The organism is Sphingoaurantiacus capsulatus, assembly GCF_042648405.1.
GTDB lineage: Bacteria > Pseudomonadota > Alphaproteobacteria > Sphingomonadales > Sphingomonadaceae > Sphingoaurantiacus > Sphingoaurantiacus capsulatus.
The window spans coordinates 38,827-51,320 of sequence record NZ_JBHRXV010000010.1 but is presented as its reverse complement, the minus strand read 5'-3'; the positions used below and the strand labels follow the sequence as shown (position 1 = coordinate 51,320).

Here is a 12,494-nt window from a genome sequence, read left to right as displayed (position 1 = left end):
GCGGTGCCGCAATGGAACGCCGACGTTGCTTGCTTGCGCGCCAGCCGCCCCAGGCGTAGTTTCCGCGCCATGCTGAGCCGCTGGCTTCTCATCTGCGCATTGGCGATCGGGTTGGTCTTCGGCCAGTCGACGATGGCCGCTGCCATGACGGTCAGCGCCACCGCTGCGTCCGATCACTGCAGCGGCGGCAGCGAGCAAAGCGACGAGCAAACGCCCGCCAAGCAGATGCGCTGCGGCAGCTGCGCCGCGGTCGAGATCGCCGCCCCGCGCCCGATCGCCCGCATCGAGCAGGCCGCCGCGCTGCCGGCGCGCACCGGCCCCGCCCCGCTCGCCGACCTTCTTCCCGACCACGACACACCCCCTCCGCGCCTCGCCGTCTGACGGCAGGCCGGTCCTGCCCTTCGCACATCAACCGGCCGCGCTGACGCGTGGCCCGCGACGGGACATATCTCGATGAACCACCCCCTCCCCCGCCGGGCGCTGCTGCGCGCCGGCCTCTCGGGCGCCGCCGCGCTCGGCGCCGCCGGGCTGTTCCCGGCCTGGGCGCGCAGCGGCACGCCGGGCCTGCCGCCGGTCCTCTCCGGCGAGGAAATCACCCTGCGCGTCGCGCACGGGCATTTCAGTACCGGCGGCCGCTCCGCCCACGCCATCACCATGAACGGCGTCCTCCCCGCCCCGCTCGTGCGCCTGCGCGAGGGGCAAAACGTCCGCATCCACGTCGACAACGCGCTCGACGAGGATACCTCGATCCACTGGCACGGGCTGATCCTGCCCTTCCATATGGACGGGGTGCCGGGCATCAGCTTCCCCGGCATCCGCCCACACAGCCGCTTCACCTATGAGTTCCCGATCAAACAGTTCGGCACCTACTGGTACCATTCGCATTCTGGGCTGCAGGAGCAGATGGGACATTACGGCCCGCTGGTCATCGACCCCGCCGGCGCCGAGCCCGCGCCCTATGACCGCGAGCATGTCATCGTCCTTTCCGACTGGACGTTCGAGCATCCGCACAAGCTGTTCCTGAAGGTCAAGCAGAAGGGCGGCTACTTCAACCGCCGCAAGCAGGTGTTCGGCGACGGCGCGATGAGCCCGTCCGAGAAACTGATGTGGGGGGAGATGCGGATGGACCCCACCGACATCGCCGACATCAACGGCACCACCTACAGCTTCCTGCTGAACGGCCACGGCCCGGCGGAAAACTGGACCGGGCTGTTCAAACCCGGCGAGCGGGTGCGGCTGCGCTTCATCAACGCCTCGGCGATGACCATCTTCAACGTTCGCATCCCCGGGCTGCCGATGACCATCGTGCAGGCCGACGGCACGCATGTCCGCCCGGTCGAGACCGACGAGTTCCAGATCTCGGTCGCCGAAACCTATGACGCGATCGTCACCCCGACAGCCGATCAGGCTTACACCCTCATGGCCGAGGCGATCGACCGCTCCGGCTACGTCCGCGGCACGCTAGCGCCCCAGCTCGGCATGACCGCCGCGGTGCCCGTCCTGCGCGAACGCCCCACCCTGTCGATGCGCGACATGGGCATGGCGCACGGTTCGGGCGAGGACGAGAGCTGCGCCCCCGAGCACGCCGCCATGGGCCACTGCACCCCCGGCGCGCCCGCCGCGCTGATGGACCACAGCATGCGCGACACGTCGTTGCTGCCCGACACCGTGAAGGTCGGCGTCGGCGTCGACATGGTCGCGCCGATGCCCGCCGACCGCACCGGCGACCGGCCCTTGGGCCTCGAGAAGGTGCCGCACCGCGTGCTGACCTATCACCAACTCGCCCCGCTGGTGCCCTTCCCCGACACGCGCCCGCCCGCCCGGCAGGTGGACATTCACCTCACCGGCAACATGGAGCGGTTCATGTGGTCGTTCGACGGCCGCAAGATGAACGAGGGCGTCGAGCCGATCCGCTTCGAGCTCAATGAGCGCGTCCGGGTGAACCTCATCAACAATTCGATGATGAACCACCCCATCCACATCCACGGCCATTTCTTCGAGCTGGTGACGGGGCAGGCGCACGGCCATCCGGTGAAGCACACCGTCAACGTGATGCCCGGCGGCAAGGCGAGCTTCGACCTCACCGCCGACGCGCCCGGCGACTGGGCGTTCCACTGCCACCTGCTGTTCCACATGCACGCGGGGATGATGAACGTCGTCAAGGTCCGACCGATGGCAGGAGGCGCCCAATGATCCGCGCCCTCCTCCTCGCGGCGGCATTCGCCGCGACGCCGGCGCTGGCACAGCATGCCGGTCATGGCGCCGTACCGGCCTCTCCGCCGGCTGCTGTGGAAGACCCGTCGTGCCCCGCCGAACATGCGGCGATGGGCCATTGCACACCGTCGGTGCTCACGCCCCCGCCGCCGCCGGTCGATGAAGACCCTGCCTGCCCGGCGGAGCACGCCGCGATGGGCCATTGCACCCCGGCAGCGCCCGGCGCCGCCGCTCCACCGCCGGTCGCGCCACCCTCGGCCGCCGCGCGCTCCGGCCCCGAGCATGCCGCCGACACCGTCTGGGACCCCAAGGAAATGGCCGACGTCCGCCGCGCCATCTACGCCGAGCATGGCGGCTTCCTCGGCGGCAAATACCTGCTCGACCGCTTCGAATATCGCGTGGTCGAGGGCCGCGACGGCTATGGCTGGGACGGCGAGGCCTGGTTCGGCGGCGACTATGACCGGCTGTGGCTGAAGAGCGAGGGCGAAGGCAGCTTCGGCCATGCGCTCGAAGCCGCGCAGGTGCAGGCGCTCTACTCGCGCGCCATCGACCCCTGGTTCAACCTGCAAGCCGGCATCCGCTATGATTTCGGCGAAGGCCCCGACCGCACGCATTTCGCGTTCGGTATCGAGGGGCTGGCGGTCTACTGGTTCGAGGTCGAGGCGTTCGCCTTCGTCTCCGACCGGGGCGACCTCACCGCCGCGATCGAGGCGGAGTATGACCTGCGGCTGACCAACCAGCTCATCCTGCAACCCTCGGTCGAGGCGGAGCTGTCAGCGCAGGACGTGCCGGCGCTCAGGCTGGGCTCGGGTCTGTCATCGGTCGAGGCGGGGCTGCGGCTCCGCTATGAACTGGCGCCCGAAGTCGCACCCTACATCGGCATCGACTATGCCCGCAGTCTCGGCGACACCGCCCGCTTCGCCCGTGCGGCGGGCGAGGATGTCGGCGGCTGGGCGTTCGTCGCTGGCGTCAGGCTGTGGTTCTGAGGAACGGAGCTATGATCGGATAGCTGGTCTTGGAGGGGGCGGCGGGCGCCACCTCCCTCTCCATTTATGACTTGAATAGCCATAAATTATCTAATATGGAGATTCATGACTGGCGAACGCCGCATCGAATACAGCCGAGCCGCAGTCAAGGCGCTCCGTTCGATCGATGTGCCCGCCTCAAGGCTGATCCGCGCGAAGGTGAAGCAATATGCCGTCGATCCGGCATCGCTGGCGAACAACGTCAAGAGGCTGCAAGGCGTTGACGCGCTGCGACTGCGTGTCGGCGACTATCGCGTGATCTTCACGGAGACCCTGATCGTCCTGACGGTGTTGAAGGTTGGACACCGGCGGCAAATCTACGACTGACCGACCTTGAGTCCAGCAACCGGATGGGAGGCACAATGCGCGACCTGCAATATGTAACCGGCGCCGACGGCACCCGCATAGCGGTCGTTGTTCCGATCGCCGAATATGAAAGCCTGGTCTCGCTGGGAGAGGCTGCGGAGGCCCGCCTTGATGCCGCCGACGCTGCAGCGGTCCCTGCCCTCACCGCCCAGGCCGAAGCGGAAGGCACCATCCCGGCCGAGGTCGTCGACCTCATGCTCGATGAAGGCCTGAGCGCGGTGAAAGCATGGCGGACATATCGGAAACTGACGACTGTCGCGCTGGCGCAAGAAGCCAGGCTGTCACCGGCCTTCGTCAACAAGATCGAGCGCGGTCTTGTCTACGGCACGCGCGAAACCCGGCGAAAGCTGGCCAGTGCGCTCGGAGCGCCTGTCGCGGCGCTTGACGATTACAACCTCGGGTAGGCTTTGTCCTGCCAGCGGCATCACGGTGCCACAGATAGCGGCGCTTAGCCGCTTTGACATCGCTCTGGGGATTAAATGGTGGGCGCGGCAAGGATTGAACTTGCGACCCCTGCGATGTCAACACAGTGCTCTACCACTGAGCTACGCGCCCACGCGGAGGGCTAGATAGTCGGGCGATGCCCGGTGCGCAAGCGCTTATGACGCGCTGACGACAGGTTCGGCGAACAGCCGGTCGATCTCGGCGACGAGGTCGCGCAGGTGGAAGGGCTTCGACAGTACCTTGGCGCCCGCCGGCGCGCCCGAACCGGCATTCAGCGCCACCGCGGCGAAGCCGGTGATGAACATCACCCGCATGCGCGGCGCGAGGGCGGCGGCGCGCTGCGCCAGCTCGATGCCGTCCATCTCGGGCATGACGATGTCGGTCAGCAGCAGATCATAGTCGCCGCCGGCGATGTGCGGCAGCGCCGAGGTGCCGCGGTCCACCGCCGTCACTTCGTATCCGGCACGCTCGATGGCGCGCACGAGGAAGGTGCGCATCGACTCATCGTCTTCGGCAAGCAGGATGCGGGGCATGGGTCGCTACGGCTCTGGTTGGATGGTCGATATATTGCGCTTCGCGGCGGGAAGCTTCTAGCCCCAAAGCGTTAAAAAACCGCCAGTGCGAAGCGAAATCGGCGTGAGCACAGCGTTGCTCGCCCCCGCGCTGGCCCTTGGCCGCGTCACACGCTACCGTCGATTCGCCCGCGTTTGCCACGAGAGTGTGCGTGCCCCTATGACCTTGCCCGCCCCCCTCACGACTGCCGAAGGCCTGCCCTACCGCATCACCGGCCCGACCGAGCCCGCGTCGCCGCTGGTACTGGCGAGCCCGCACAGCGGCCGTGAATATCCCGGCGCCTTCCTCGCCCAGTCGCGCCTGTCGCTCGGCCAGCTTCGCCGTGCCGAGGACGCTTATGTCGACGAGCTGCTGGCCGCCGCGGTCGCGGTCGGCGCGCCGATGATCGCCGCGCGCTACGGCCGCGCCTATCTCGATCTCAACCGCGACGCCGACGAGATCGACCCGGCGATGGTCGCCGACCCGCTGCCGCCGTCGCCCGGCCAGGCCAGCGACCGCGTCGCCGCCGGTCTTGGCATCCTGCCGCGCATCGCCGCGCACGGGCTCGACATCTACGCCAGCCGCCTGCGCCTTGCCGATGTCGAATTGCGGGTGAAGGCGCTCCATCGCCCCTATCATGCGGCGCTCGACATGCTGGTCGGCCGCGCGCTGCGCCGGCACGGCTTTGCGATCCTGCTCGATTGCCATTCGATGCCGACCCCGCCGGGGCCGAACGCGCCGCAGTTCGTGCTCGGCGACCTGCACGGCACCACCGCCGCCCCGGCGCTGGTCGAGGCCATCGAGGCCGAGATCGCTGCACAGGGCTTCCGCGTCGCGCGCAACACGCCCTACGCCGGCGGCTACACCACCCGCCATCATTCGGATCGCCTGCGCGGCGTCCATGTCGTCCAGATCGAAGTCGACCGCGCCCTCTACATGGACCCCGCCCGCCTCGCCCGCCACGGCGGCTTCGCGCTGGTCGCGGCCACCTTGGCGCGGATCGTCGAGATGCTGCTGGAACGCGCGCCGGGGTTGGGATTGTTGCCGGAGCGGCGGGAAGCGGCGGAATAGCCGCGTCCCTCTTTCCGTCGCCTCATCACCAACCAACCGTCATAATCACAAACCAACCGTCATACCGGCGAAAGCCGGTATCCAGACCGGCCATCGACTGGATACCGGCTTTCGCCGGTATGACGGATTGGGTGTGGTTGGACGCTCCGGCGCTTCTCCACCGCGACCGCGCAGGGGCGGAAGCACCGGCCCCAACCCCCTCACCCAAAAGAAAAAGGCCGCCCCGAAGGGCGGCCAAGGGTTCAGGGAGGAAAACGCGCCGACCGGCGCGCGCAGGCCGCGGAAAGGGGATGACCACGGCTCGCAACACAGAGATAGGGAGGCCTCAACGGACTTCCAAGTTCGGGATGTCGGACTTTCCGCTTCGGCTCGTCGCAATCGGAAAATTGGGTCTGAACAGCCGTTCAGAAACCGCGGAAAACGGCTCGATCAGATGCCGGCGACGCAGACATATTTGACCTCGAGATAATCCTCGATGCCGTATTTCGAGCCCTCGCGGCCGAAGCCCGAATGCTTGACGCCGCCGAACGGCGCGACCTCGGTCGAGATAATGCCGGTGTTGACGCCGACGATGCCGAATTCGAGGTCCTCGGCGACCCGCCACACCGTGCCGAGGTCGCGCGAATAGAAGTACGCCGCAAGCCCGAAGCGCGTGTCGTTGGCCTGCGCCACCACGTCCGCCTCGTCGGTGAAGCGGAACACCGGCGCCACCGGGCCGAAGGTCTCCTCCTGCGCCACCGCCATCTTCGGCGTGACGTCGGCGATCACCGTCGGGGTGAAGAAGCTGTGGCCGAGCGGGTGGCGCTTGCCGCCGGACACGATGCGGCCGCCATGCGCGACGGCGTCGGCGATATGCTCCTCGACCTTCGCCACCGCCGCCTCGTCGATCAGCGGGCCGACGTCGATGCCGGCCTCGGCGCCGTTGCCGATCTTCAGCGCCTCGGTGGCCTTGGCCAGCCGCTGCACGAATTCGTCATAGATGCCCGCCTGCGCATAGATGCGGTTGGCGCAGACGCAGGTCTGCCCGGCGTTGCGGAACTTAGACAGGATCGCGCCCTGCACCGCCGCGTCGAGGTCGGCGTCGTCGAACACGATGAACGGCGCGTTGCCGCCCAGTTCAAGGCTCATCTTGGTGACGTTCTCGGCGCAGGCGACCATCAGCTGCTGGCCGATCTCGGTCGATCCGGTGAAGGACAGCTTGCGCACCAGCGGGTTGGACGTCATCGCCCCCGCGATCTCGCCCGCGCTGCCGGTGACGCAGGACAGCAGCCCCTTGGGCAGCCCCGCCTCTTCCGCCAGCACGCACAGCGCGAAGGCCGACAGCGGCGTCGCGGTGGCGGGCTTCAGCACCATGCCGCAACCGGCGGCGAGCGCCGGCCCGGCCTTGCGGGTGATCATCGCGGCGGGGAAATTCCACGGGGTGATCGCCGCGGCGACGCCGATCGGCTGCTTCAGCACCATGATGCGCTTGTCCGGCGCATGCGCGGGGATGATGTCGCCGTAGATGCGCTTGCCCTCTTCGGCGAACCATTCGATGAAGCTCGCCGCATAGGCGATCTCGCCGCGCGCCTCGCCCAAGGGTTTGCCCTGCTCGGCGGTCATGATGCGCGCAAGGTCTTCCTGGTTCGCCATGATGAGCTCGAACCAGCGGCGCAGCGTGTTCGCGCGCTCCTTGGCGGTGAGCTTCGCCCAGCCTTTCATCGCTGCCTGCGCCGCGTCGATCGCCTTCTTGGTGTCGGCGGCACCCAGCTTCGGCACGGTGGCCAGCAGGCCGCCCGTCGCCGGGTTGCGCACTTCGATGCTGCTCGCGCCCGACACCCATTCGCCCGCGACGAACGCCTGCTCGCGCAGCAGGTCGGGGCGCTTCAGGTCGAGGGTCTCGCGGGTCATGGGGCTTCCTGTTCGGTGGGGACGATGGCCTTCTTGGCGCGGCCGCGCTCGGTGAGCCAGATGCCGATCAGCGCCAGTTCGTAGAGGATGACCAGCGGGATCGCGAGCATCAGCTGCGAGATGACATCGGGCGGGGTCAGCACGGCCGCGACGACGAACGCCGCGACGATGGCGTAGCGGCGGCCCGCGGTCAGTTGCTGGCGCGTGACGATGCCGGCGCGCTCGAGCAGCATCATCAGCACCGGCAGCAGGAACGACACGCCGAACGCGAAGATGAAGTTCATCACCAGCGACAGATAGTCGGCGATGGCGGGAAGCGCGCTCACTGACACCTCGCCGTCGGACTGCTGATAGCCGAGGAAGAAGCGGAACGCCGTCGGCATCACCACATAATAGGCAAGCGCCGCGCCCAGGGTGAACAGCACCGGCGTCGCCAGGATGAACGGCAGGAACGCCCGCTTTTCATGCTTGTAGAGGCCGGGCGCCACGAACGCCCACACCTGGTTGGCGATCACCGGGAAGGCGAAGAAGAAGGCAGCGAACAGCGCCACCTTGATCTCGGTGAAAAACGCTTCGTAGAGCTTGGTGTAGATCAGCTGCTTCTCACCGCCCGGCCCCGACGCCTCGATGTACGGCTGGGCGAGGAAGCGGAAGATGTCGGACGAGAAATAGAAGGCGATGCCGAACGCCACCGCCAGCGCGATGATGCTGCGCAGGAGGCGCTGCCGCAGCTCGATCAGATGGTCGAGAAGCGGCGCCTTGCTGTCGTCGATGTCCCTCACGGCGCGGGCGGAACCGCCGGCGGCTTCTTGGCGCGGGTGCGCTTCGGCTTGGCGGGCGGTGCTTCCGGCTCAGAGGCCGGCGGCGGCGGCAAATCGGCAATCGCTTCCAGATCGGCGTCGCGCTCAGGGTCGGGCGTGTAGCTCTTCGACCCGGCCATGATCGCTTCGTTCTGCGCCGCCCATTGCCGGTTCATCTCGTCGATCTCGGCCTCGCGCACCATCGTGTCGAAGCCCGAGCGGAAATGGCGCGCCATGCCCCGCGCCTGCGCGGTCCATTTGCCGACCTTGCGCAGGAGGTTGGGCAGCTCCTTGGGACCGACGACCAGCAGGGTCACGATCGCGATGAGCAGCAGCTCTGAATAACCGACGTCGAACATCCGGCGTTACGGCCGGTTCGCTTCCTCGCGCGCCGGCGCGGCCGTCTCGGCCGGCGGCGCCGTCGTCACCTGGCGCGGGGCGGGCGCGGGGGCCGGCGGCGGCGCGTCGTCCTCGGTCATGCCCTTCTTGAAGGCTTTGATGCCCTTCGCCGTCTCGCCCATGATATCGGAGATACGGCCCTTGCCGAACAGCAGCAGGACGATCACGCCCACGACCAGCCAGTGCCAGATGCTGAACGAACCCATCGCGAAAGCTCCCTGGAATTTCCTCGGACCCTAAGGTGGGTCTTGCGTCGCCGGGTTTCTACCCCAGCGATGTGACGGCGGCTAGTCGGCGTCCTCGGACTCTTCGTCGCTGACGATACCTTCATATTCCTCGTCCGGCTCGCCCGCGTCGGAATCATCCTCGCTCTCGGGCTGCGGCTGGCCGAACAGCGACAGGTCGATCGGATCGAGCAGCCCCGCCGCCTTCAGCTCGCCGATGCCCGGCAGGTCGCGGCGGCTCTCCAGCCCGAACTGCACGAGGAACGCAGGCGTCGTCGCGTACTGCAGCGGCCGCCCCGGCGATTCGCGACGGCCCGCCGGGCGCACCCAGCCCGCTTCCATCAGCACGTCGAGCGTGCCCCTGGAGATCGACACGCCGCGGATCTCCTCGATCTGCGCCCGCGTCGCCGGCTCGTGATAGGCAATGATCGCCAGCGTCTCGAGCGCCGCGCGGCTAAGTTTCCGCGCCTCCTGCCGCTCGCGGCTGAGGATGTGCGACAGGTCGGGCGCCGTCTGGAACAGCCAGCGCCCGCCGCGATCGACCAGATTCACCCCACGTGGCGCATAGGATTCGGCCAGCTCGACCAGCACCGCGCCCACCTCCGCCCCTTCCGGCAAATACGCCGCGATCTCTTCGACCGTCAGCGGCTTGTCGGCGGCGAACAGGATCGCCTCGACCATGCGCAGCGTCTCGGGGTCGATCATCTTTTGCCCCTGAGGTGCAGCGGCCCGAACGCCTCCGCCTGCTGCAGGTCGGCCCTCCCCTGCCGCGCCAGTTCCAGCGCCGCCACAAACGTGCTGGCGATCGTCGACCGCCGGAACCCCGCATCCTCGCTTTCGGGCAGGAAGCGCAGCAGCTCGGTCCACTCGAAGGTCACGCCGAGCAGACCCTCGAGCCGCTCCAGCGCCTCCTCCAGCGCCATTATCGGCCGCCGCTTTACCTCGTAGATGCGATGCTCGCCCCGCGCCCTGAGCGCACCATAAGCCTGCAGCAGCTCGTACAGCGACACCTCGAACGCCGAGGATTTCAGCACCCGCAGCCCCTCGGGCGCCCCGCGCGGAAACGTATCGCGGCCCAGCTGGTCGCGCGCCATCAGCCGCGCCCCCGCCTCGCGCATCGCGTCGAGCCGCTGCAACTGCATCTGCAGCCGCAGCGCCAGTTCCTCCGCCGACGGCTCCTCCTGCGCCTCCCTGGGCAGCAGCAGGCAGGATTTGAGATAGGCGAGCCACGCCGCCATCACGAGATAATCCGCCGCCAGCTCCAGCCGCAGCTGCCGCGCCTTGGCGACGAACTCCAGATATTGCTCGACCAGCGCGAGGATCGAGATCTTGGTCAGGTCGACCCGCTGGTTGCGCGCCAGCTGCAGCAGCAGATCGAGCGGCCCTTCCCACCCGTCGAGCTCGAGCGTCAGCACCTCCTCCTCGGGCCGATCGCGAACCGGCGCTTCGAAGAGGTCGGAATTCTCAGCCACGGGCGCCACCGCACCCCTCTCCCTTGAGGGGAGAGGGAGGGGCCCAGCGAAGCTGGGAGGGTGAGGGTGATGTGCGGGCGAAACGCGCCGACGCCGTTTGCGCTCGGGCATCACCCTCACCTTCCCACTTTGCGTTGCAAAGCGGGCCCCTTCCTCTCCCCTCAAGGGAGAGGGAAAGATCGGTGTGGGCCGCCATCATGCCGCCAGGGCCAGCAGCGCGTCGCGCTTGGCCGCCAGTTCGGCGATATCCGCCTGCGAGGCACCGTCCGCCCACGCCATCGCCCGCGCCAGCCGCTCTTGCGCCTTGTCGCTCATCGCCGGCGCCGCCTCGGCGATCTCCGCCATCTCGGCGAACACCCCCGAACAATGCAGCGCCACGTCGCAGCCCGCCGCGATCGTCCCCAGCGCCCGCTGGGCAAAGCTGCCGCCCAGCGCCTTCATCCCGAGGTCGTCGGCCATCAGGAAGCCGTCGAAGCCGATGTCGCCGCGGATCGTGCCCTCGATCACCGTCGGCGACAGCGAGGCGCAACGCTCGGCATCGAGCGCGGTGTATTTGACATGCGCCGTCATCCCCATCGGCGCACCGCTGAGCTTTCGGAACGGCGCGAAATCCGTCTCCAGCTCATCGCGCGAGGCCGTCACCACCGGCAGCTCCAGATGGCTGTCCGCTGCCGCCCGTCCGTGGCCGGGGATATGCTTGACGATACCGACCACGCCGCCCTCGCGCAGCCCACGCAACGTCATGTCGCCCAACGCCGCCACCCGCAGCGGCTCCCGCCCATAGGCCCGGTCGCCGATCACATCGTGCGCGCTAGGCACCGGCACATCGAGCAGCGGCAGGCAGTCGACCGTCACCCCGATGTCGCGAAGGGTCAGCGCAATCGCGAGCGCGTTGACCCGCGCCGCCTCCAGCGCCGACAACGGCGCCGTCTCGAACAACCGCCCGAACGCCTCGCCCGTCGGAAACACCGGCCAGTGCGGCGGCTCCAGCCGCGCCACGCGCCCGCCCTCCTGATCGATCAGGATCGGCAGATCGCTCCGCCCGGACAGCTCCCGCAGCGAATCGGTCAGCGCCCGCACCTGATCGGGCGTCTCGATATTCCGCCGGAACAGGATGAACCCCGCCGGGTCGCAGGCCCTGAAGAGCGCCCGTTCGTCATCGCTCAGCACCGTCCCCGCGAATGCGAAGATGATCGGCAGCATCAATCAACCACCGAGCACTGGTCGCCGGCGGCCCGCAGCCGGGAACAGAGATTGTTCGCCTGCGCCCGCGATCCCACTCCGGTCGCCCGCAGCCGATACAGCTTGGTGTCGTCGCGCTCGATCGCGAGCACCGACTTGTTCAGTTCGGCGAGATAGGAATAGCGCCCCGAAAAACGCTTCCACGCCTCGTTCGCCTTCGCCTCGCTCGAAAACGCCCCGAGCTGCAGCGCGAAATTGCCGCCGCCCGCCGCCGGTTTCAGCGCTTCCTCGATCGCCTCGCGCGTCTCGTTCTTCGGCGGCGTCTTCACCTCGGGCTTGGGCGCCGGTTTGGGCTTCGGCGCCTCGGCAACCTCTTCCGGTTCCTCGACCAGCTGACGTGGGCCGGACGCCGGCGCCGCCGGCCGGGCCTCGGCTCTCGCGGCGATCTCCGCCCGGTCGATCGGCTCCTCGGGCAGCGCGTCGAAGTTGAGGTCGCCGCCCGGATCGAGGCCGCCGGCCGCTTCGAACGCCGCCTGGTTGTTGCCTTCGAGGTCGAGCCCGCCCGGATCCTTCGGGCGCATCTTGAACGGCCCGTCGGCGGCGCGGATCAGCGGCACCTGCCCGTCGGCATCGGCATAGACCGGCGCGTCGTCATCGGGCTTGGCGACCTGTGCGTAGATGAGGCCGACGACCAACGCCAAAAGCCCGAGCAGCAGCACCACCCACAGCATGAAGCGGTTGCCGGGCACCACCGTCCCGCCGCCCCCGCCGCTCGCGCGGCGGCGATATTCGGGCGCGGCCGGCGCCAGCCAGGGCGCGTCGTCCTCGTCCTCGTCCCGCCCGCGCCGCGACATG

The 12,494-nt window shown here is 68.4% G+C and carries 15 protein-coding genes and 1 tRNA gene; 6 read left to right on the top strand and 10 right to left on the bottom strand.

Features of this window, described 5'->3' with window-relative positions; genetic code table 11:
* The first annotated feature begins 69 nt into the window (after positions 1-69).
* From ACFOMD_RS10840 to ACFOMD_RS10820, 5 genes are all read left to right on the top strand, one after another.
* Complete coding sequence (locus ACFOMD_RS10840) at positions 70-381, top strand: hypothetical protein (protein WP_380861190.1); 312 nt, start codon at positions 70-72, stop codon at positions 379-381.
* A 72-nt stretch (positions 382-453) separates the two neighbouring features.
* Complete coding sequence (locus ACFOMD_RS10835) at positions 454-2,193, top strand: copper resistance system multicopper oxidase (RefSeq protein ID WP_380861187.1); 1,740 nt, start codon at positions 454-456, stop codon at positions 2,191-2,193.
* Positions 2,190-3,200: a copper resistance protein B gene (locus tag ACFOMD_RS10830; RefSeq protein ID WP_380861184.1), complete on the top strand. Its 1,011-nt coding sequence runs from the start codon at positions 2,190-2,192 to the stop codon at positions 3,198-3,200. The genes ACFOMD_RS10835 and ACFOMD_RS10830 overlap by 4 nt, the downstream gene beginning before the upstream one ends.
* A gap of 105 nt (positions 3,201-3,305) precedes the next feature.
* Positions 3,306-3,566 carry a type II toxin-antitoxin system RelE family toxin gene (locus tag ACFOMD_RS10825; RefSeq protein WP_380861181.1) on the top strand — a complete coding sequence of 87 codons (261 nt, stop codon included), beginning with the start codon at positions 3,306-3,308 and terminating at the stop codon, positions 3,564-3,566.
* A gap of 35 nt (positions 3,567-3,601) precedes the next feature.
* Positions 3,602-4,009 carry a helix-turn-helix domain-containing protein gene (locus tag ACFOMD_RS10820; RefSeq protein ID WP_380861178.1) on the top strand — a complete coding sequence of 136 codons (408 nt, stop codon included), beginning with the start codon at positions 3,602-3,604 and terminating at the stop codon, positions 4,007-4,009.
* A gap of 76 nt (positions 4,010-4,085) precedes the next feature.
* On the opposite strand, the gene ACFOMD_RS10815 is transcribed toward ACFOMD_RS10820, so the two are convergent.
* A tRNA-Val gene (locus tag ACFOMD_RS10815) sits at positions 4,086-4,160 on the bottom strand.
* Between the two features lie 44 nt (positions 4,161-4,204).
* Positions 4,205-4,582 carry a cell cycle two-component system response regulator CpdR gene (gene cpdR / locus ACFOMD_RS10810; protein WP_380861175.1) on the bottom strand — a complete coding sequence of 126 codons (378 nt, stop codon included), beginning with the start codon at positions 4,580-4,582 and terminating at the stop codon, positions 4,205-4,207.
* A 205-nt stretch (positions 4,583-4,787) separates the two neighbouring features.
* Between cpdR and ACFOMD_RS10805 the strand changes: the two genes are divergently transcribed.
* Positions 4,788-5,672 carry an N-formylglutamate amidohydrolase gene (locus tag ACFOMD_RS10805; RefSeq protein ID WP_380861172.1) on the top strand — a complete coding sequence of 295 codons (885 nt, stop codon included), beginning with the start codon at positions 4,788-4,790 and terminating at the stop codon, positions 5,670-5,672.
* Positions 5,673-6,101: 429 nt separating this feature from the next.
* On the opposite strand, the gene ACFOMD_RS10800 is transcribed toward ACFOMD_RS10805, so the two are convergent.
* The 8 genes from ACFOMD_RS10800 to ACFOMD_RS10765 form a co-directional block, all read right to left on the bottom strand.
* Positions 6,102-7,562 carry an NAD-dependent succinate-semialdehyde dehydrogenase gene (locus ACFOMD_RS10800; RefSeq protein WP_380861169.1) on the bottom strand — a complete coding sequence of 487 codons (1,461 nt, stop codon included), beginning with the start codon at positions 7,560-7,562 and terminating at the stop codon, positions 6,102-6,104.
* A complete protein-coding gene (gene tatC / locus ACFOMD_RS10795) occupies positions 7,559-8,344 on the bottom strand; it encodes a twin-arginine translocase subunit TatC (RefSeq protein WP_380861166.1) in 786 nt (261 codons plus the stop codon). Before tatC ends, ACFOMD_RS10800 begins: the two co-directional genes overlap by 4 nt.
* Positions 8,341-8,721 carry a Sec-independent protein translocase protein TatB gene (gene tatB, locus ACFOMD_RS10790; protein WP_380861163.1) on the bottom strand — a complete coding sequence of 127 codons (381 nt, stop codon included), beginning with the start codon at positions 8,719-8,721 and terminating at the stop codon, positions 8,341-8,343. The genes tatC and tatB overlap by 4 nt, the downstream gene beginning before the upstream one ends.
* A 6-nt stretch (positions 8,722-8,727) precedes the next feature.
* Positions 8,728-8,967 carry a twin-arginine translocase TatA/TatE family subunit gene (locus ACFOMD_RS10785; protein ID WP_380861160.1) on the bottom strand — a complete coding sequence of 80 codons (240 nt, stop codon included), beginning with the start codon at positions 8,965-8,967 and terminating at the stop codon, positions 8,728-8,730.
* Positions 8,968-9,048: 81 nt separating this feature from the next.
* The gene (gene scpB, locus ACFOMD_RS10780; RefSeq protein WP_380861157.1) at positions 9,049-9,690 is read right to left on the bottom strand and encodes an SMC-Scp complex subunit ScpB; all 642 of its coding nucleotides are present in this window, start codon (positions 9,688-9,690) and stop codon (positions 9,049-9,051) included.
* Positions 9,687-10,457, bottom strand: coding sequence for a segregation and condensation protein A (locus ACFOMD_RS10775; protein ID WP_380861694.1), 771 nt, complete (start codon positions 10,455-10,457; stop codon positions 9,687-9,689). Before ACFOMD_RS10775 ends, scpB begins: the two co-directional genes overlap by 4 nt.
* 195 nt (positions 10,458-10,652) lie before the next feature.
* On the bottom strand, positions 10,653-11,660 hold the full coding sequence (gene nagZ / locus ACFOMD_RS10770; protein WP_380861154.1) for a beta-N-acetylhexosaminidase: 1,008 nt from the start codon (positions 11,658-11,660) through the stop codon (positions 10,653-10,655).
* Positions 11,660-12,493: an SPOR domain-containing protein gene (locus ACFOMD_RS10765; RefSeq protein WP_380861151.1), complete on the bottom strand. Its 834-nt coding sequence runs from the start codon at positions 12,491-12,493 to the stop codon at positions 11,660-11,662. The genes nagZ and ACFOMD_RS10765 overlap by 1 nt, the downstream gene beginning before the upstream one ends.
* Position 12,494 lies beyond the last annotated feature (1 nt).

Bases quoted from the DNA above. Each gene is read 5' to 3' on its own strand.
- ACFOMD_RS10820 (WP_380861178.1), top strand. From the start codon at position 3,602: ATGCGCGACCTGCAATATGTAACCGGCGCCGACGGCACCCGCATAGCG.
- ACFOMD_RS10840 (WP_380861190.1), top strand. From the start codon at position 70: ATGCTGAGCCGCTGGCTTCTCATCTGCGCATTGGCGATCGGGTTGGTC.
- scpB (WP_380861157.1), bottom strand. From the start codon at position 9,690: ATGATCGACCCCGAGACGCTGCGCATGGTCGAGGCGATCCTGTTCGCC.
- cpdR (WP_380861175.1), bottom strand. From the start codon at position 4,582: ATGCCCCGCATCCTGCTTGCCGAAGACGATGAGTCGATGCGCACCTTC.
- ACFOMD_RS10830 (WP_380861184.1), top strand. From the start codon at position 2,190: ATGATCCGCGCCCTCCTCCTCGCGGCGGCATTCGCCGCGACGCCGGCG.
- nagZ (WP_380861154.1), bottom strand. From the start codon at position 11,660: ATGCTGCCGATCATCTTCGCATTCGCGGGGACGGTGCTGAGCGATGAC.
- ACFOMD_RS10825 (WP_380861181.1), top strand. From the start codon at position 3,306: ATGACTGGCGAACGCCGCATCGAATACAGCCGAGCCGCAGTCAAGGCG.
- ACFOMD_RS10785 (WP_380861160.1), bottom strand. From the start codon at position 8,967: ATGGGTTCGTTCAGCATCTGGCACTGGCTGGTCGTGGGCGTGATCGTC.
- tatB (WP_380861163.1), bottom strand. From the start codon at position 8,721: ATGTTCGACGTCGGTTATTCAGAGCTGCTGCTCATCGCGATCGTGACC.
- ACFOMD_RS10765 (WP_380861151.1), bottom strand. From the start codon at position 12,493: ATGTCGCGGCGCGGGCGGGACGAGGACGAGGACGACGCGCCCTGGCTG.
- ACFOMD_RS10835 (WP_380861187.1), top strand. From the start codon at position 454: ATGAACCACCCCCTCCCCCGCCGGGCGCTGCTGCGCGCCGGCCTCTCG.
- ACFOMD_RS10800 (WP_380861169.1), bottom strand. From the start codon at position 7,562: ATGACCCGCGAGACCCTCGACCTGAAGCGCCCCGACCTGCTGCGCGAG.